Annotated in this window: 14 protein-coding genes; 8 read left to right on the plus strand and 6 right to left on the minus strand. The window is 67.9% G+C overall.

Features of this window, described 5'->3' with window-relative positions; translation table 11 throughout:
- Window positions 1–38: 38 nt before the first annotated feature.
- Complete coding sequence (locus ACFY16_RS12245; RefSeq protein WP_390647003.1) at window positions 39–2,468, minus strand: PA14 domain-containing protein; 2,430 nt, start codon at window positions 2,466–2,468, stop codon at window positions 39–41.
- Between the two features lie 306 nt (window positions 2,469–2,774).
- On the opposite strand from ACFY16_RS12245, the gene ACFY16_RS12250 reads away from it, so the two are divergent.
- Together ACFY16_RS12250 and ACFY16_RS12255 are read left to right on the plus strand one after the other, a co-directional pair.
- Window positions 2,775–3,872: a sugar ABC transporter substrate-binding protein gene (locus ACFY16_RS12250; protein WP_390647252.1), complete on the plus strand. Its 1,098-nt coding sequence runs from the start codon at window positions 2,775–2,777 to the stop codon at window positions 3,870–3,872.
- A 243-nt stretch (window positions 3,873–4,115) separates the two neighbouring features.
- Window positions 4,116–5,153 (plus strand): LuxR C-terminal-related transcriptional regulator, encoded by a 1,038-nt coding sequence (locus ACFY16_RS12255; RefSeq protein ID WP_390647004.1) that lies wholly within the window; start codon window positions 4,116–4,118, stop codon window positions 5,151–5,153.
- On the opposite strand, the gene ACFY16_RS12260 is transcribed toward ACFY16_RS12255, so the two are convergent.
- Window positions 5,116–6,096 carry a LuxR C-terminal-related transcriptional regulator gene (locus ACFY16_RS12260; protein ID WP_390647005.1) on the minus strand — a complete coding sequence of 327 codons (981 nt, stop codon included), beginning with the start codon at window positions 6,094–6,096 and terminating at the stop codon, window positions 5,116–5,118. The genes ACFY16_RS12255 and ACFY16_RS12260 overlap by 38 nt on opposite strands.
- Entirely contained in the window at window positions 6,093–7,130 is a 1,038-nt protein-coding gene (locus ACFY16_RS12265) for a helix-turn-helix transcriptional regulator (RefSeq protein WP_390647006.1), read from the minus strand. The genes ACFY16_RS12260 and ACFY16_RS12265 overlap by 4 nt, the downstream gene beginning before the upstream one ends.
- Before the next feature lie 331 nt (window positions 7,131–7,461).
- Between ACFY16_RS12265 and ACFY16_RS12270 the strand changes: the two genes are divergently transcribed.
- Window positions 7,462–7,758 carry a (2Fe-2S)-binding protein gene (locus ACFY16_RS12270; protein WP_390647253.1) on the plus strand — a complete coding sequence of 99 codons (297 nt, stop codon included), beginning with the start codon at window positions 7,462–7,464 and terminating at the stop codon, window positions 7,756–7,758.
- Window positions 7,759–7,919: 161 nt separating this feature from the next.
- On the opposite strand, the gene ACFY16_RS12275 is transcribed toward ACFY16_RS12270, so the two are convergent.
- Window positions 7,920–8,333, minus strand: a complete 414-nt coding sequence (locus ACFY16_RS12275; RefSeq protein WP_390647007.1) for a pyridoxamine 5'-phosphate oxidase family protein — start codon at window positions 8,331–8,333, stop codon at window positions 7,920–7,922.
- Window positions 8,334–8,478: 145 nt separating this feature from the next.
- On the opposite strand from ACFY16_RS12275, the gene clpB reads away from it, so the two are divergent.
- On the plus strand, window positions 8,479–11,112 hold the full coding sequence (gene clpB / locus ACFY16_RS12280) for an ATP-dependent chaperone ClpB (RefSeq protein ID WP_390647008.1): 2,634 nt from the start codon (window positions 8,479–8,481) through the stop codon (window positions 11,110–11,112).
- Between the two features lie 33 nt (window positions 11,113–11,145).
- Here the strand turns inward: clpB and ACFY16_RS12285 are convergent, their stop codons facing one another.
- A complete protein-coding gene (locus ACFY16_RS12285; RefSeq protein ID WP_390647009.1) occupies window positions 11,146–11,598 on the minus strand; it encodes a hypothetical protein in 453 nt (150 codons plus the stop codon).
- Window positions 11,599–11,724: 126 nt separating this feature from the next.
- Here ACFY16_RS12285 and ACFY16_RS12290 point away from each other — a divergent pair, with 126 nt between their 5' ends.
- Complete coding sequence (locus ACFY16_RS12290; RefSeq protein WP_390647010.1) at window positions 11,725–12,255, plus strand: YbjN domain-containing protein; 531 nt, start codon at window positions 11,725–11,727, stop codon at window positions 12,253–12,255.
- Between the two features lie 14 nt (window positions 12,256–12,269).
- On the opposite strand, the gene ACFY16_RS12295 is transcribed toward ACFY16_RS12290, so the two are convergent.
- The gene (locus ACFY16_RS12295; RefSeq protein ID WP_390647011.1) at window positions 12,270–13,508 is read right to left on the minus strand and encodes a glycosyltransferase family 39 protein; all 1,239 of its coding nucleotides are present in this window, start codon (window positions 13,506–13,508) and stop codon (window positions 12,270–12,272) included.
- 163 nt (window positions 13,509–13,671) lie between these two features.
- On the opposite strand from ACFY16_RS12295, the gene ACFY16_RS12300 reads away from it, so the two are divergent.
- The 3 genes from ACFY16_RS12300 (at window position 13,672) to ACFY16_RS12310 (ending at window position 17,045) form a co-directional block, all read left to right on the plus strand.
- Window positions 13,672–15,381 carry a recombinase family protein gene (locus ACFY16_RS12300; protein WP_390647012.1) on the plus strand — a complete coding sequence of 570 codons (1,710 nt, stop codon included), beginning with the start codon at window positions 13,672–13,674 and terminating at the stop codon, window positions 15,379–15,381.
- 742 nt (window positions 15,382–16,123) lie between these two features.
- Entirely contained in the window at window positions 16,124–16,711 is a 588-nt protein-coding gene (locus ACFY16_RS12305; protein ID WP_390647013.1) for a hypothetical protein, read from the plus strand.
- Window positions 16,712–16,754: 43 nt separating this feature from the next.
- Entirely contained in the window at window positions 16,755–17,045 is a 291-nt protein-coding gene (locus ACFY16_RS12310) for a hypothetical protein (RefSeq protein WP_390647014.1), read from the plus strand.
- Window positions 17,046–17,717 lie beyond the last annotated feature (672 nt).

The raw sequence follows: 17,717 nt of genomic DNA on the forward strand, positions 1-17,717 counted from the left end.
GTGTGGTCGGAGCCGTGCGGCCGGAGCCGTGTGTGCGGTCAGAGCCAGGAGACCCAGATGCCGTGCGCCACCTGCTCGACGACCTCCTCCTTGCCCGTGGGGTCGATGTAGACGGCCCGGTAGTAGTACAGCCCGAGCAGGTCCTCGTGCACGGTGGTGTCCGTGTGGGATTCCGGGTCGGTCACCTTGCCCGTGGCGAACGTGGTCCAGGTGCCGGCGGCCGCGTCCCACTTCTCCCAGCGGTAGTCCGTGTAGTCACCGCACGGCATGTCGTAGATGGTCTCGCCGCAGCGGACGTAGAGCTGCGGGTACTGGCCGTCACGGACCTCGGTGCCGGTCCAGCCCGGTGGGCGGGTGTCCGGCAGGGTGACGGCGACCTCGGCGGGGTGGAAGGCCTCGACGTCGTCCGGGTCGGCGAGAGCGGTGCCGTCCGTGGCGGCGACCCGGTAGAGGTGGGTGGCGCCGTCGGGGACCGTCGGGCAGATGATCTCGGTCTTCGACATCGAGGTGCTGGACCAGCAGTTGGAGTCCCAGACCGTCTCGCCGGTGTCCGGGTCGGTCGTGCTCTGCCACACGTGATAGCCGCTCACGTCGTCGTCGGCGGGCGGTGTCCAGGTCAGCCGGACTCCGAGTGGAAGCTGTTCGGCCGTCAGGTTCTCGACCGGCGCCGGACGTACGGTGTCCGACGTGGTCGCCGTGCCGGCCGGACCGGGCGCCGACTCATGGCCGTACGGGTCGATCGTCACGACCGTGTAGTCGTACGTCGTCTCGGACGCGCCGGAGATGTCCCGGCAGACGCCGTTGATCTGCTGGGGGCCGGCGTAGGCGGGGGCGTCGTCACCGGCCCAGGTCCAGTACGTGTGGGGGTCCGTCACCGGCAGGTCCTGCGAGCTGTTCGGCTTGCACCCGGTCACGACGCTGCTCTCGCCGGTCGCCTTGTCGGTGCGGACGATCCGGTAGGTGAGCAGCGGCTGGTCCGAGTCGAAGGTCCACGGGTCGGCGCCGCTCCACTCGATCGACACGCCCTCGCCGTAGTTGACCGCGCGGGTCTCGAACGGGGCGATGGCCTGCGGCCGGTCGGCCATCGCCAGGGTGATCTCCGCCGGGGCGGCGGCGTTGCCCTTGGCGTCCACCGAGCGCACCGCGTACCGGTAACTGTCGGTGACGGCGAGCAGCTGGCGCGGTACGACGTCGGTCTGCGCGGTGCCGCCGCTGCCGGGCAGGGCGTCGGAGTAGCCGCCGGTCGAGGGGTCGTACTGGAGGACCTGGTACGAGGCGGCCCCGGTGACCGGGGACCACACCAGGTGGGGAATGCCCGACCGGTACTCGACCCGGACGCTGGAGACGGGCGCCGGCGGTGTCAGGTCGGAGGTGGTGAACGTGGTGGCGGCCGAGTACGCGGACCAGTTCCCGGCGGCGTCCCGGGCCCGGCCGCGGTAGGTGACCTTGGTGCCGTCGGCGGGGCGGCCGGTGTCGCAGATCGCGCCCTTGGCACCGGAGTAGACGGTGCTCCAGGTGTTGGTCGCGGGGTTGAGGCGCTGCATCTCGTACCACGCGATGTCGGCCGCGTTCTGGGCGGTGGTGACCAGCTCCGGGCCCGCATAGGGCTGGCCGACCGGGCACGCGTCCATCTCGACGAAGGGTGCCGCGGGCGGCGTCTTGTCCACGGTGACGACGGCCTGGTCGGCGGTGCCCGCCGACGCGTTGCCCGCCTTGTCGTAGGCGCGGACCTCGTAGTAGTAGGTCGCGCCGGTCTTCGGCACGGTCGCGTCGGTGTACGAGGTGGAGGTGGTCGTCGCCAGGGGCTTGGCGGGGTACGCCGCGCCCTTCAGCCGCCGGTAGACGCGGTAGCCGGCGAGGTCCATCTCCTTGTTCTTCGCCCAGGCGACCTTCGCCCTGCCGGTGGTCTTGTCGTACGTCACCGAAGTCCCCGTCGGGACGAGCGGCTTGACCTTGTCGACGCTCGCGGAAGTGCGGGGCGTGTAGGTGAACTTGACGTTCGCCGAGCCGGTCCAGTTGACGTAGTCGACGCGCAGGGTGTGCTTGCCCGACGGGATCGTGACGTTGGCCGTCTTCGTCACCGTCGACGAGACGTTCTTCCAGATGTCGACCTTGCGGACGCCGTCGACGTAGACCCGTACGCCGTCCTGCGCGGCGGCCGAGAACGTGAAGGGGCCGCCGGAGCCGAAGTCGCGGGTGACCGTCCAGCGGACGCCGAAGTTGTTCGTCGGCAGGCCGGAGGCCGGGGCCTTGGTGCCCCAGTTCTGGTCGATCGCGCTGTCGCAGTCCGTCCTCTTCGGAGTGCCGTAGAAGGTGGTGTTCGCGTAGAACTGCCGCTTGTAGACCGGGGAGGTACAGGTCGTGGCGGCGGACGCGGGTGCGGCCACGGCGGTGAGGAGGCCACCGGTGGTGGCGAGCACGACGGCGCCGGCGGTCGCCGTGGACGTGCGTCGTCTGGCTGGGTTCATGCGGTCCTCTGGTCGGGATCGGGGCGGGGGCCGAAGCCCGTCGTGATCACGACTCGCGAGGAGGCGGGTTGGTTGTACGGATCTTTACCCCCGCATGAACTCCCGTTGGGTGGAGGGTCCGTAAAGAGCGTTTGGAGAAGATTCCGCTTCGTCTTCACGATCGAGTTTGAGCGAAGCGGAGCGTGATGTTGCTATCTCGTTAAGTAGTTCCGCTTGACGCCGATGGTTGCCGACGCGTTGGCTTTTCAGACACCTGGGTCACCATGCCGCCCCCATGTCCGGAACGCACCTGAAGTGAGCTCCCGAATGCGCCGTATCGCCATGTCCGTGGCCGCGTCCACCCTGACCCTCTCGCTGGCCGGCTGCGGCATGCTGAACGTGACGGGGGACAGCACCGACGCGAGCCCGACCAAGGGCAACGACGTCACGGTGGGCGTGTTGATGCCGGAGAAGACGAACACGCGCTACGCGGAGTTCGACTACCCCATCATCAAGGCGAAGGTCGCCTCCCTCACCAACAAGCAGGGCAAGACCGAGTACGCCAACGCCGACTCCGACGAGGACACGCAGGCGAGCCAGATGCAGAAGATGATCGACGAGAAGGTCGATGTCATCCTGCTCGACGCCGTCGACTCGCACGCCATCGCGGGCATGGTGAAGAAGGCCAAGGACGCGGGCATCCCGGTCATCGCCTACGACCGGCTGGCCGAGGGCCCGATCGACGGGTACGTCTCCTTCGACAACGAGCTCGTCGGCGAGGTGCAGGGGCGCACTCTGGCCGAGGCCATGAGCGACACCTCCGACAAGATCGTCATGATCAACGGTTCGCCCACCGACCCGAACGCCGCGCAGTTCAAGGAGGGCGCGCTCTCCGAGCTCAACGGCAAGGTGGCGATCGCCGCGACCTACGACACGAAGGACTGGAGCCCGGAGATCGCCAAGTCCAGCATGACCAAGGCGATCAAGAAGATCGGCAAGAACAACATCGCCGGCGTCTACTCCGCCAACGACGCCATGGCCGGCGGCATCATCAAGGCTCTGGAGGCCGCGGGCGTCACCGAACTGCCGCCGATCACGGGCCAGGACGCGGAGCTCTCGGCGGTGCAGCGGATCGTCTCCGGCGAGCAGTACATGAGCGTCTACAAGTCGTACCCGGACGAGGCCGAGGCCGCCGCGCAGATGGCCATCGCCAAGGTCCAGGGGCACGACATCCAGTTCGACGCCCTCGCCCGGGACTCGGTCGACAGCCCCACGAACAAGAAGATCCCCGCGCAGCTGGTGACCGTCGTCGCCCTGACGCAGAACAACATCGAGGAGACCGTCGTCGCGGACGGCATCTACAAGGTGTCCGACATCTGCACCGCCAAGTACAAGGCGGCCTGCTCGACGCTCGGACTGAAGTAGTACCCGCGGCCGTCGAGGCGGCCTGGTGGCCCATGAGCCTCCCCCTCCCCGATCCGCGATGTACCCGTAGGGCACGGGGCGCCACCATCAGCTTGTTGCAGTGCGACGGGCGGAGGTAGGCGGATAGCGGGGCGAACCGGTTGTTTTCCATGGTCGTAGCGGGGGGAGCCGTGTTGCGGAGCAGGTCCGGTCCGCGCATAGTGGCGCCTGCGGAAGAGGCTGCAACCGGGGGTGGGCTGGGCGATGGCCGGGCGCGGGACGGAGGAGCATCCACACGGTGCCGACCGACTGTGCGGGACCGGGGATCGCGTGTATTCCCGGGCCGTACGGCGCGGCCGTGTGCGACGCCGTGACGCCGACCTGGTCCCCTGCCTCCTGGAACTCGCCCTGCTGCACCCGGACCCCGACGACATGGACTGGCTGGTGCCGACCGCACCGCAGGAGGTCATGACCCGGCTGCTGCGCGGGGTGTACGACGAGGTCAGCGCGAGCCAGCGGCGGGTGGGCGCGGCGGTGGCGGCCGTCGAGTGGTACGCGGGCCTGGGCGGCCGGCTGCCGTCATCCGGGACCGAGGGCAGCGCGATCCGGGTCCTGGACGGCCTTTCCCGTATCCAGACGGCGATGGACGAGGCGACGGAGGCGTGTACGACGGAGGTGCTGACGGTGCAGCCGGGCGGCATCCGCCGCGAGGCCGAACTGTCGGAGGGCCTGCACCGGGCGCTGGCGCTGCGCGGGCGCGGGGTGCGCATGCGGGACCTGTACAACCACGTGGCCCGGCACGGCCAGGGCCTGCTCAACTACCTGGAGCTGATGGGCGACACGGTCGAGGCACGCACCCTCGACGAGGTCATCGACCGCCTCATCCTCTTCGACCGCACGGTCGCCTTCATCCCCGCGAACGCCGACCACACCATGGCCCTGGAGCTCCGCCATCCCGCCCTGGTCGGCTACTTCGCCACGGTCTTCGAACGCCTGTGGCGGCTGGCCATCCCCCTCACCGCCCCCCTTCCCGACACCGGCATCGAGGGCATCTCCCACCGCGAACAGTCCATCGCGGCGCTTCTCGCCGAGGGCCACCAGGACGCGGTGATCGCGGAGCGCCTCGGCATCAGCGTCCGCACCTGCCGCGCCCACATCGCGCGCCTGTCGGAGACCCTGGGCGCGGCGAGCCGCACCCAACTGGGGGTCCGCATCGCCCAGGTCGGCCTGGACGGCCCCGCGCACACCCCCGACATCCCCCGCCTCACGCTTCCTGATCAAGGATCCCCGACCGTCCTATGAGATAGCCGAGCTGTGCCCTGCTCTCGCTGCCGAGGGTGGTGGCGAGTTTGGCGATGTGGACGCGGGCGGTGCGGACGTTCATGCCGAGGCGGTCGGCGATGACGGCGTCGGTGTGTCCTTCGACGAGGAGGGTGGCTATGGCGCGCTGGCGGGGGGTGATGCCGTTGAGGGTGGGTTGTTTGACGGCCTGCGGGTGCATGGGGGTTGCCAGGCGCCAGAGGCGGACGAAGGCGGTGACGAGGAAGTCGACGATGGCGGGCTGGCGGATCTCCAGGGCGAGCGTGCGGTCCTTGTTGGCGGGGATGAAGGCGACCGTGCGGTCGACGACGATCAGGCGCTGGGTGACCTCGTCGAGGGTGCGGGCTTCCACGTCGCCCCGCAGCCTTTCGTAGCGGGCGAGGATGGAGGGGGCGTGGCGGAGGGTGTGCTGATAGAGGGTGCGGATGCGGCCACCGCGGTCGAGCAGCGCCTGGTCGCGGGCGAAGGCTTCGGCATGGAGAGGCGCAGGCGCATGGGTGTGACCGGTGTGGGGCTGGATGGTGAGGACTTCGCCCGAGGAGTCGGCCATGGCCTGGCCGATGGCCCGGCCGATGAGGTCGAGGCCGCTGAGCACGCAGACCGTCGGGATGTCCGAGCCTCCGCTGTGACGGCCGTCGATCCGCATGAGCGGCTCGAACATGTCGGCCAGCTGTTGCTCGCGTCGCCGCTCCTTTGCGATGCGTTCCTCGGCGGTCCGCAGCATCCGGTGGAGGGCGACGGCCGGAGGGACGGGCTCCAGAGTGTTCAGGTCCGTGACGGCGGGGTGCAGCAGACCGAAGTCGACCAGACAGGGCGCGTCTTCGGCGTCGGCACTGCTCACATGCCCTTCACGCAGGGCTTGCTCGTACAGCTTCGCTCCTGCCGCGCACAGCTCCTCCGCTCCGTGCGTGTGAGCCCCGGTCACGAACGGTCGGCTCCCCCCGTGATCGGCTGGTCCGACGTCAGCATCCCCGACTGGGCTATGAGGAAGCCGAGTTGCGCGCGGCTGCCGCTGCCGAGGGCGGTCGCCAGCTTGGCTATGTGGGCTCGACACGTGCGCACGTTCATCCCCAGGCGGCGGGCGATCGCCTCGTCGACGTGGCCCTCCACGAGGAGTTTGGCGATGGAGTGCTGGATATCCGTTATGCCGTCGGGGGCGGTTTCGTAGGGGGCACCGGCGTTCAGGGGGACCGCCCGGTTCCACATGAACTCGAACACCTTGATCAAGTACCGGACGAGACCGGGATGACGGAGTTCGAGGGCGACCTGCCGGTCGTCGCGGGTGGGGATGAACGCGACGGTCTCGTCGCAGATGATGAGGCGCTCGACGAGTTCGTCGATGGTGCGGTACTCCGCCTTGCCGTCCGTGAAATGGTCGACCCAGGCGAGCCTCTCCTGGCTGTACCTGGCCGTGTGCTGGTAGAGGGTCCGGATCCGCACCCCTCGTTCGGTCAGCGGCTTGTCGCGTTCCAGCGCCTCGATGAGCCTGCGTTCCGGGTGGCGGTGGCTCGGCTGGACCGTGAGCATCTCGTTCCGGCACTGTGCCGTCGCCAGGTCGAGGGCCGCGTTGATGCGGTCGAGGCCCTCCAATACGGTGATCGAGTGAGTGGACGCCGTCACCTGGGCGCTGAGCGCCATGAACGGCTCGAAAGCGTCGGCCATCTCGATCGACAACCGCCTGCGTTCGGTGATCTCGCGTTCAATGGGATTGAGCCGCTGGGCCAGGGCGACCGACGGGGGAACCGGACGCAGCCAGTTCGCGTCGTCGGGATCGGGGTGGAGCAGGGCGAACTCCATCAGGCAAGGGGCCGGCTCCGCGTCGGTGCGGGCGATACGTCCCGTGCGGAGTGCATTCGCGTAAAGACGACTTCCTTCCTCGCACAGCTCCGTCACCGCATGGGGATGCGCTGCTTTAGTCCGATTCGCTGCCAAATCTCCACCCCCCAGGGTCCTGAACATGCAGGAACATGATGCACCGATCGTGTGGCCATGACGTGCCCGAATGAGCCATCGTCTTACTCGACGGGGGAGTGAGGGGACCTTCAAGTGAGGACGAAGCCGACTATGCGTAAGAGAATGCTTCGCTCGGTGCTTGTCGCCGCCTTCTCCGCCGTTGTGGCCTTCGGAACGCTGAGTGGCCTCTCTGGCGCGAAGAGTGACGTGCGAGCGGACAGTGCCTGGTCGTTCGTGGCTGCCACCGACGCCGCGGGCGATACTTCTGTCGGCACAGATGACAGCGCGTGGAGTTGACGTGACCACCCCACCCGACGACCGCTCCTTCCGTCGCGAAATGGCCACGGCCTACCGCTCCGGCTGGCACTTCATCGACCTGGTCACCGCCATCCCCCACCAGGGTGACTCGCTGATGGTGACAGTCTTCGGTGAGCCGGTCGTCGTCACGCGGGACGACGAGGAGGACGTACGGGCGTACCGGTGCCTGCGGCGGCCTCGGGGGGCGCCGCAGCCTGTGCGGTGTGCCATCCGGTACGGAATGATCTTTGTGAACCTGGACCAGCGGGACCACCGGCTTACGGAGCCGGATGTTCCCGACATCAGGGCCATCTCTGCCACCCCCCGCAGTGCCTGACGCGATTCCCCCGTCGTAACAGATCGCTCAGGTACTTCCCCCCGCAGCGGCGTCACCGTGACCTGAACACGGTGACGCCGCTGCAGTTTTACGGGATATTTCGGGGTATCGGTTCGCTCAGGGGTGACTGGAAACCGTCACTCGGAGCCCGCGGCCCACCCTCAGCCCCGCCCCATCGCCCGGGTCAGCTCGATCTCGATCACGACGCGGGACGGGTTCGGTGCGGGTACGCGTTCGTAGCGCTCGGCGTAGCGCCGCTCCGCCTCCGCGATCCGATCCGGTTCGGTGCGGACGTAGGCCCGGCCCTCCAGCGTCGCCCAGCGGCGGCCGTCGACCTGGCACACGGCGACGGGAGCGCCGCCGGGGCCGGCGGCCAGTACGTTTCCCGCCTTTGTGCTCGCCTTGTTCGTGATCACCCGAGCCAATCGCGCCTCGGGGTCGTATGTCACCCCGACGGGCACGACGTGCGGGGTGCCGTCCGGGCGGGGTGTCGTCAGGGTGCACAGGTGTCTTTCCCGCCAGAAGGCGAGATACGAGGGGTCGGGGGTGCCCGGGTCCTGGGGGTATGCGGCCATGTCCGGGAACTTAGCCGCTCGGAGGCCCTCCCGGCACCTCCTTGAGTGGAATAGACTCAACTTTGTGTACGTTGGCTGAGTCAGCACTGGGAGACCAGCACTGGGAAACGCGGCAGAAAGCCGACGCTAGGAGGAGAAAGCGAACGTGGACGCCGAGCTGACCAACAGGAGCCGGGACGCGATCAACGCGGCCGGCAGCCAAGCCGTGTCGGAGGGGCATCCGGACCTCACCCCTGCCCACCTGCTCCTCGCTCTGCTCCAGGGGCAGGACAACGAGAACATCATCGACCTGCTGGCCGCCGTCGACGCCGATCAGGCCGCCGTACGCACCGGCGCCGAGCGCGTGCTCGCCGGGCTGCCCAGCGTGACCGGGTCCACCGTCGCGCCCCCGCAGCCCAACCGCGAGCTGCTCGCCGTGATCGCCGACGCCCAGCAGCGCGCCGAGGAGCTCGGCGACGACTACCTCTCCACCGAGCACCTGCTGATCGGCATCGCCGCGAAGGGCGGCGCGGCCGGCGACGTACTCTCCCAGCAGGGGGCCGGGGCCAAGAAGCTGCAGGAGGCCTTCCAGAACGCGAGGGGAGGGCGCCGCGTGACGACCGCGGATCCCGAGGGGCAGTACAAGGCACTCGAGAAGTTCGGCACCGACTTCACCGCCGCCGCGCGGGAGGGCAGGCTCGACCCCGTCATCGGGCGGGACCAGGAGATCCGGCGGGTGGTGCAGGTGCTGTCCCGCCGCACCAAGAACAACCCCGTCCTCATCGGCGAGCCCGGCGTCGGCAAGACCGCCGTCGTCGAGGGGCTGGCGCAGCGGATCGTGAAGGGGGACGTGCCCGAGTCCCTCAAGAACAAGCGGCTCGTCGCCCTCGACCTCGGCGCCATGGTGGCCGGGGCGAAGTACCGGGGCGAGTTCGAGGAGCGGCTGAAGACCGTTCTCGCCGAGATCAAGGACTCCGACGGGCAGATCATCACCTTCATCGACGAGCTGCACACCGTCGTCGGGGCCGGCGCCGGCGGGGACTCCGCCATGGACGCCGGCAACATGCTGAAGCCCATGCTCGCGCGCGGTGAGCTGCGCATGGTGGGTGCCACCACCCTCGACGAGTACCGGGAGCGGATCGAGAAGGACCCGGCCCTGGAGCGGCGCTTCCAGCAGGTGCTGGTCGCCGAGCCGACCGTCGAGGACACCATCGCCATCCTGCGCGGGCTCAAGGGGCGCTACGAGGCCCACCACAAGGTCCAGATCGCCGACAGCGCGCTGGTCGCGGCGGCCACCCTCTCCGACCGGTACATCACCTCCCGCTTCCTGCCCGACAAGGCCATCGACCTCGTCGACGAGGCGGCCTCCCGGCTGCGCATGGAGATCGACTCCTCGCCCGTCGAGATCGACGAACTCCAGCGCGCCGTCGACCGGCTGAAGATGGAGGAGCTGGCGATCGGCAAGGAGACCGACGCCGCGAGCAGGGAGCGCCTGGAGAAGCTGCGCCGCGATCTCGCCGACAAGGAGGAGGAGCTGCGCGGCCTCACCGCCCGCTGGGAGAAGGAGAAGCAGTCCCTCAACCGGGTCGGTGAACTGAAGGAGAAGCTCGACGACCTGCGCGGACAGGCCGAACGCGCTCAGCGTGACGGCGACTTCGACACCGCGTCCAAGCTGCTGTACGGCGAGATCCCGGACCTGGAGCGCGATCTGGAGGCCGCGTCCGAGGCCGAGGAGGAGGTCGCCAAGGACACCATGGTGAAGGAGGAGGTCGGCTCCGACGACATCGCGGACGTCGTCGCCTCCTGGACCGGGATTCCGGCGGGCCGCCTGCTGGAGGGCGAGACGCAGAAGCTGCTGCGCATGGAGGACGAGCTCGGCAAGCGGCTCATCGGGCAGTCCGAGGCCGTACGGGCCGTGTCGGACGCGGTACGGCGCAGCCGTGCCGGTATCGCCGACCCGGACCGGCCCACCGGTTCCTTCCTCTTCCTCGGCCCGACCGGCGTCGGCAAGACCGAACTGGCCAAGGCCCTCGCGGACTTCCTCTTCGACGACGAGCGGGCCATGATCCGCATCGACATGTCGGAGTACGGCGAGAAGCACAGCGTGGCCCGGCTGGTCGGCGCCCCGCCCGGCTACGTCGGCTACGAGGAGGGCGGTCAGCTCACGGAGGCGGTCCGCCGCCGCCCGTACAGCGTCGTACTCCTCGACGAGGTGGAGAAGGCGCACCCGGAGGTCTTCGACATCCTCCTCCAGGTGCTGGACGACGGCCGCCTGACCGACGGTCAGGGCCGCACGGTCGACTTCCGCAACACCATCCTGGTGCTGACGTCGAACCTGGGCAGCCAGTTCCTCGTCGACCCGGTCACCAGCGAGGAAGAGAAGAAGGAGCAGGTGCTGGAGGTGGTCCGGGTGTCCTTCAAGCCGGAGTTCCTCAACCGGCTCGACGACCTGGTCGTCTTCTCGGCCCTGTCGAAGGAGGAGCTGAGCCGGATCGCCCGTCTCCAGATCGACCGTCTCGCCAAGCGCCTGGCCGAACGCCGCCTCACCCTGGAGGTCACCGACGAGGCCCTGGCCTGGCTCGCCGACGAGGGCAACGACCCGGCCTACGGCGCCCGCCCGCTGCGCCGCCTCGTCCAGACCGCCATCGGCGACCGCCTCGCCAAGGAGATCCTCTCCGGCGAGGTCAAGGACGGCGACACGGTCCGCGTGGACGCCTTCGGCGACGGGCTGCTCGTCGGGCCGGCGACCGGCAAGACGCTGCAACGCTCCGCGCGACGCGGTGACGCGGTGACGCGGTGACGCGGTGACGCGGTGAGGCGTGAGGCGTGACGCTCAGTACGTGGAGGCCTCGAACGTGACGAGGGCGGTGTTCCCCGGGGACTCGCCCTCGTAGCGCACGCTGACGCTCACGTCGTAGGCGCCCGTCGTGTCCTCGTCGTTCGGGTCGTTGCTGACGATCACGCACAGGTCCCCGTCGCACGTCGCCGGGCGCTCGGCGTCGGGGAACGACGTGGCCAGCCACCCCCGCACCGCGGACCGTGGCATACGGAACGTGCCGTCGTACGCCTGGTCCTGCCAGCTGTACGAGGTGCAGTCCTCCTCGCTCGTGCCTTCGGGCATCGAGGCGCCCGCGAACCGCATGGCCTCGGCGCAGCCGACCTCGTTGACGGTGTCGGAGGGGTCGTCGCTCGACCCGGAGGTGAACATCCCCCGAACGAACCACCCCCCGACCGCGACCGTGAAGACCAGACACAGCCACCACAGGCCCCACAACAGCTTGCGCACTCGCGCCACCCCCCTGCCATCGGTGACCAGATCATGGCAGTACCGCGCGACAGACCCCGTCCGGGGTTGCCACTCCCCGCCCCGCATGGGGGAGGATGGCAGGATCCGTACGAAGGGAAAATCACGGTGACCATCGACCCGTCCTCGATTCCGAACTTCGGGGGCCAGCCCGAGCCGCAGCCGCAAGGACCGGCGGGCCCCGTCGTCCCGGATCAGGACCTCGTGAAGCAGCTCCTCGACCAGATGGAGCTGAAGTACGTCGTGGACGAGGAGGGCGACCTCGCGGCGCCCTGGGAGCAGTTCCGCACGTACTTCATGTTCCGCGGCGAGGCCGACCAGCAGGTCTTCTCGGTACGGACCTTCTACGACCGGCCCCACAAGATCGACGAGAAGCCCCAGCTGCTGGAGTCCATCGACGACTGGAACCGCCGCACGCTGTGGCCCAAGGTCTACACCCACACGCACGACGACGGCACCGTCCGCCTCATCGGCGAGGCCCAGATGCTGATCGGCACCGGAGTCGCCCTGGAGCACTTCGTGTCGTCGACGGTGAGCTGGGTGCGGGCCGCCATCGAGTTCGACAAGTGGCTCGTCGAGCAGTTCGGCCTCGAGCAGGAGGTCAACGACACGGAGGACCCCGAGGACGGCGAGGCGTAGTCCGCCCCCGAGTCCTACAGCGGCGTGTGCGCGATCACTACCAGGTACGCGCCGTAAGCGAACGAGAGCCCGGCCAGGGCGCCGACCACCACGGTCGCGTGCCAGGGCCGGGCTCTCGCCGTGCGTACCAGCGCCCGCGCCGGTGGCAGCAGCAGCGGAAAGGCGGGCAGCAGGAAGCGCGGCTTGCACTCGAAGAATCCCGAACCGCCGAGGGCGACCAGCAGCAGTACCCCGCTGTGGACGAGGAGGGGCAGCGGGGCGCGGTCGGCGAGGAGCAGCGCGTAGAGGAGGACGGCCGCCGCGACGATCACCATCGTCATCGGGAAGACGAAGCGGCCCCCGTGCAGCAGGAGATGGTGGACGAAGCGGAGCGCGCCGCGTCCGAGGTCGAAGCGTGAGCCCCACAGACGCTGCACCTCGAAGTAGCCGCCGAGCAGGTCACCCTTCCGCCGGCCCACCCACAGGACGTACGCGGTCCAGCCGAGCGGGGCGAGCGCCACACCCATCCACAGCCTGTGGGAAACCCGGCCGAGGTGCCGGCGCTCGCGCCAGACCTCGCAGGCCGCGGCCGCGAGGACGGCCGCGGCCACCGCGAAGCCGTTCGGCCGGGACAGCCCCGCGAGCGCGGCCAGCGCGCCCGCCCACAGCCAGTGACGGGTGAGGACCGCGTACAGCGACCAGGCCGCGAACGCCGTGAGCACCGGTTCGGTGTACGCCATCGACAGCACGACCGAGTGCGGGAGCAGCCCCCACAGCAGGACCAGCACGGAGGCGACCGCCCGGCCGTACAGCAGGGCGCCGCACCGGTAGATCCCGCAGGCCGCCACCGCGGCCGCCAGCCAGGACACCACCAGACCCGCCGCGCCCCCGCCGAGCGGGCTGAGTGAGGTCACCAGGCGCACCAGCGCCGGGTAGAGCGGGAAGAACGCCAGGTCGCTGTGGACGACGCCCGGGTGGAGGGCGAGGGTGCGGCCGTAGCCGTGCGCGGCGATCTCCAGGTACCAGAGGGAGTCCCAGGACCGGCCGAGCAGCGCGAGCGGCTGCCGGCCGGTGGCCCAGGCGGTCGCGGCCAGCACGGCCACGCCGGCCAGCCGGGCGGCGGCGAACAGGCCTACGGCGGTGCCGGCCGCCGTCGGCTGGGGCAGTCGAGGGCGGGCCCGGCCCCGGATCCCGGGCTCCGGCCCCGCGGGGCGGGGGAGGGGGGAGGTGCCGGCGTGGGTCACACCCCGGGTGGAAGTACTGGTGTGGGTCACACCCCGCACCTTGCAAGGGGCGGGGTGTACGCGCGAGCAGGGCGCGGCCGAGCGGGTACGACTTCGCGGTGCCCGGCGTGGCGGCGTGACGTCAGGCCGACAGGGCCTTCAGCCGCCGCACCGCCTCCTCCAGCACCCCCGTCTGCTTGCATCCGGTGAAGACATGAGCAGCAACGGCAAGCCGTTACGCTCCAGTGCCAGCAAGCCCGCTGACCTGCCGGGTCTCACCAGGACGCAAGGGGGGCCCGTGAGCGTTCCGACGTTCCGGCCGATGACGACGCCACACAAGACGATTGACCCGAAGGGGGACCTCGATATCTACGCCCGGAAATCCGTCGCCCGGAAGGGTCAACGAGACACAGAACTGAGCGTCGGCCAGCAGATCGAGGACGGCATCCGCTGGGCCAAGTGGAACGGGTACGCACCCCGGCACGTATGGGTGGACCACGGCATCAGTGGGTCGAAGGACGTCAAGCGGCCCGGCTATGATGCTGGCCTAAACGCGCTGGAGACCGGAGAAATCCGTTGCCTCTGGTCGTACAAGCTCGACCGTTTCAGCCGTCGCGGTGCGCTGGCCGTTCTCACCATTATGGAACGGCTCGAAGGACGGCGAATCTTCTTCGGCGCCGACAATCTCGACACCAGCGAACCGAAAGACCGTCGCATGATCATGTGGCGGGCGGAAGACGCGAAGGAGTTCAGCGACCAGCTTTCTGACCGTGTGACAGACTCCTGGCGCTACTCGAAGGATCAAGGCTATTGGCTGGCCCCGCGCGTTCCCTACGGGCTCAAGAAAACCAAGGGGCGGAAGCTCGTCGCTGACAACGCCCCGGCAATCCCCGAGCAGCCTGGCGGCCCGACGAAAGCCGACGTGATCCGGCGCATCGTTTCTGACGTCAACGAAGGGGCGACTGCCCCGACAATTGCGGCACGCCTTACCGCTGAGAGAATTCCGTGCCCGAGCGGCGGGAACTGGTCGCCGCAGTACGTTTATCGAGTGGTTAAGAATCCCGCGTACATAGGGCTCCAGCCGTCCTCAAAGTGGCTTGAGCGAGACGACCCGATTCACCGAAATTCCGAAGGACGGCGCGTCAGTGTCGGCGAAGCGCTTGTCAGCGAGGCTGAGCAGATGCGCGCCCGTGAGGCAGTCAAGGGCCGTACCAAGCTCTTCGGGGGAGCGAGTAGCCCCGCGCGCCGTGGCGTACGCAGCGTGCCCCGGCATCTGCTTTCCGGGCTTCTCTACTGCGCCGGATGCGGACGGAAAATGGTTCGGCGCGGCGTTTCCTACAACTGCACACACAAGACGCTTGGCGGTCGGCCGTGCACTGCTCCGGCTTCTGTAATGGCGAAGTACGCCGATGACTTCGTATTCGCAGCATTCGTGAACCGGCTTACGACCAGCAAGCCGGATGACGCGCTTGTCCTGGCCGTGGCTTCCCGCTGGTTGGCAACTCACCGGCCCGACGCGGTGAGCGAGCGTAAGGGGCTTGAAGAGCAGGTGGAAAACGCAAAAGCGGCGCTGCGGGATCTGCTCGACGCCCGCTACAAGCGGGGGGAGTTCAGCGGCCCGGCGGCGGAATACTTCCCCGGCTTGCTGGCGGAAGCCGAACAGACCGTTAGAGCGACCGAGCAGGCCCTTAACGCGCTGCCGGAGCCGACGGTGGAAGTTGGCTTTCTCTTCGAAGCTGAGCTAATCCAAGAGGCTTGGCAGGCTGCGACCGAAGACGAGCGCCGGGGCTTGCTGGCACTGGCACTGGACGGCGTATGTGTGCGGCAGAAGTTCGGTGCCGGGCGAACCAAGGTGACGGCGGATCGGTTCCATTACGCGTGGGCAGGCTTCACACGTATCGCCGACCTGGAGCGCCCTGAGTAACTGAAGGCAGTGGGGCCCCCGTTCGGAGCGATCCCGGCGGGGGCCCTTTGTTGTGTCCGGCAACGCGCAGCACAGCAACGGGCGAGTAGCGACGGCGCAAGAGCGGCCGTGTGAGCCACCGAGAGCCCCTTGCAGCCCCGTTCGGCCCCTGTTGCCGGGCGGGGCTTTCTCATGCCCTCAGACGGCCGTACAGCGGCTCGGCGTATTCGTCATGCACGCTCTGAATGATCAAGCTCAGACCAGCACCGATGATGGATGACGAATAGACCCCATTTTCCAGTACCGCATAAGAAGTTCTATAGCGGTACCGAAAAATGGGTTCGTTTCGTCAACCGTCAGGGCCCGGAAAATGGCAAATAACTAGAGCAGCCCTCTCTAATGAAGGTAGCGAGCGGGAATCCCGCGCCCAAACACTTCCCGGCGGACTGAGGGCCTCTCGCACTAGCTCCACCTCCCAAATTTGGGACGTGTGAACACGCCCGGTCGGACGCCGACATTCCCGGGCCTCGTGTACACCCGAGCATGCAGGGTTACAGCATGCCGACGAAGGGTCCCGGTTCGCGCCGGTACTTCTGCTGCGGATTGGCGTCCGTGCGGCAGAAGTCCACGCGACCGGGACCCTTTGTCATTCCCAGGCAAACAAAGGACGCCAATGAGTGCACGCTCCCAATACTTCCAAGCCCATCGCCGCATTGACGATGTCAGAGGAAAAGCCCGTACGCATGTCTGTGAATGGTGCGGCGTGACCGCCGATCACTGGGCTTATGACCACCGCGACGAAAAGCAGCGCGAAGCAGAGGGTTATGTCTGGTCCGATGACCCGGCGCACTACATCCCGCTATGCGCTGTAGACCATCGGGCATTTGACCGCGCATTCCGGCGTGGCACCGCGATAGCCCCGCTAAAGGCTACGGCGGCTCGACGGCTGACAGAGGCTCAGAAGGCTTGGTACTCCGAGCAGTGTGCGCAACAGTCTCTGATTGACGACAAGGTCAATGCCGCTGCCTCGCGCGAGCGTTCCGAAAAGCGTGATGCACAGCGAGCGGCGGAGCGGGAAAAGCTAGATCGGCAATCGGATCGCGCAGCAAGGCCGATCGATAGCCTCGCAGGTTTCTTCCCCCTGGTTGCTGTACTGGGCGGAGATTCGCACCGCATAACCGGGGTCGACGCGTACGGCCTGTATGAGGGCTGGTGCCGCGCTGAGTGCATTACGCGCATCCTCGGCCGGACCCAGTTCTACGCGGCGCTTGTCGCTATCCCGGGTATCACACGCAAGCGCACCACCAAAGGTGTTGAGTTCCTCGGGCTGCGCCGGACGGCGGACCTATGAACGAAGGGCCGAAAGCGAAGATCCCTATGCCCTAGGGGGGCTCATGGACGGGTATGACCTGCTGCTATCGCAGTGCACCCAGTACAACGAGAGTGCCCGCATATACCACGCGGCGCAGCTATCGGCGCTTGAGGGGCGCTTGTCACGGCTGGAAGAGGCTACGTGGCGAGCGGTTGAAGTGGCGGCCGACCAGGGCAATATGCCCCGCTGTAATGCGCTGCTGCGTGACCTGGCTGAACTGCGAGGCGAGGCTAACGAAATGTGGCGAGAGATCGAGCGACCATGTCCCGACTGGAGCCGTTTCTATGAACCGGCCGAAGGGAATCGATCGTGACACCGCTGCGGACTTGTCGAACCTGTTGCCAAAAGCGCTCATTCTTTGAATTCAACAAGCCCAAGCATGGGGTGCATTGTGACGAGTGCCAACACGCTAAGGCGCTGGACGCTCTGTATCGAATCTGGGAAGCCAGCTTCGGCCGTTGAGGCACATCCCAATTCGCTAGGTGCTTGAGGGGTATAGCGGGGACCACACCAGGGGTAGGGGGAGGTCGAAAGTTGGCCAAAGCCCCTCCGGCAGCCCCGCCTCCCCTCGGAAAGAACGCGCGCATGTTTCCCGGAATTGGTGGAAAACTCGCAGGTCAGCGCGTTTCTCGTATTTTCTCGCACATTCCTTTTCATTTCCTCGCAATCCTACTCGCTGCCCCGATATCTGGGTTCCCCCGCTGGGGTTGAACCAATGGTGGCAACGAGCAGCATGTTTCCCGCGCCGCATTAACCAAAGACTTCCGGCGCTTGCCGCCGGGGGCACGGGATGGTCAGCGCTTTGGGCGGGCGCATAGCGAAGCAGCGCGGTCCGGGTTCCTCTCTGACTTGGGCCGTGCTGCTCTGCGACCTATTAAAGCGACCAATCCCAAAGCCTAAATTCGCCTAATTGCTGGGGCCGAGCCGGCCTGCGGCGATTTTTTATGCCCAAATCCCGGGCCCGTTCCTGATGTAGGAGACTGTT

Origin of the sequence: Streptomyces sp. NPDC001315 (genome assembly GCF_042896175.1) — a bacterium.
Taxonomy (GTDB): Bacteria; Actinomycetota; Actinomycetes; order Streptomycetales; family Streptomycetaceae; genus Streptomyces.

What these genes read in the sequence shown, in the direction of transcription:
- ACFY16_RS12255 (WP_390647004.1), top strand. Translation starts at nt 4,116, where the DNA reads ATGGCCGGGCGCGGGACGGAGGAGCATCCACACGGTGCCGACCGACTG.
- ACFY16_RS12245 (WP_390647003.1), bottom strand. Translation starts at nt 2,468, where the DNA reads ATGAACCCAGCCAGACGACGCACGTCCACGGCGACCGCCGGCGCCGTC.
- ACFY16_RS12310 (WP_390647014.1), top strand. Translation starts at nt 16,755, where the DNA reads ATGGACGGGTATGACCTGCTGCTATCGCAGTGCACCCAGTACAACGAG.
- ACFY16_RS12300 (WP_390647012.1), top strand. Translation starts at nt 13,672, where the DNA reads ATGAGCAGCAACGGCAAGCCGTTACGCTCCAGTGCCAGCAAGCCCGCT.
- ACFY16_RS12265 (WP_390647006.1), bottom strand. Translation starts at nt 7,130, where the DNA reads ATGTTCAGGACCCTGGGGGGTGGAGATTTGGCAGCGAATCGGACTAAA.
- ACFY16_RS12250 (WP_390647252.1), top strand. Translation starts at nt 2,775, where the DNA reads ATGCGCCGTATCGCCATGTCCGTGGCCGCGTCCACCCTGACCCTCTCG.
- ACFY16_RS12270 (WP_390647253.1), top strand. Translation starts at nt 7,462, where the DNA reads ATGGCCACGGCCTACCGCTCCGGCTGGCACTTCATCGACCTGGTCACC.
- ACFY16_RS12275 (WP_390647007.1), bottom strand. Translation starts at nt 8,333, where the DNA reads ATGGCCGCATACCCCCAGGACCCGGGCACCCCCGACCCCTCGTATCTC.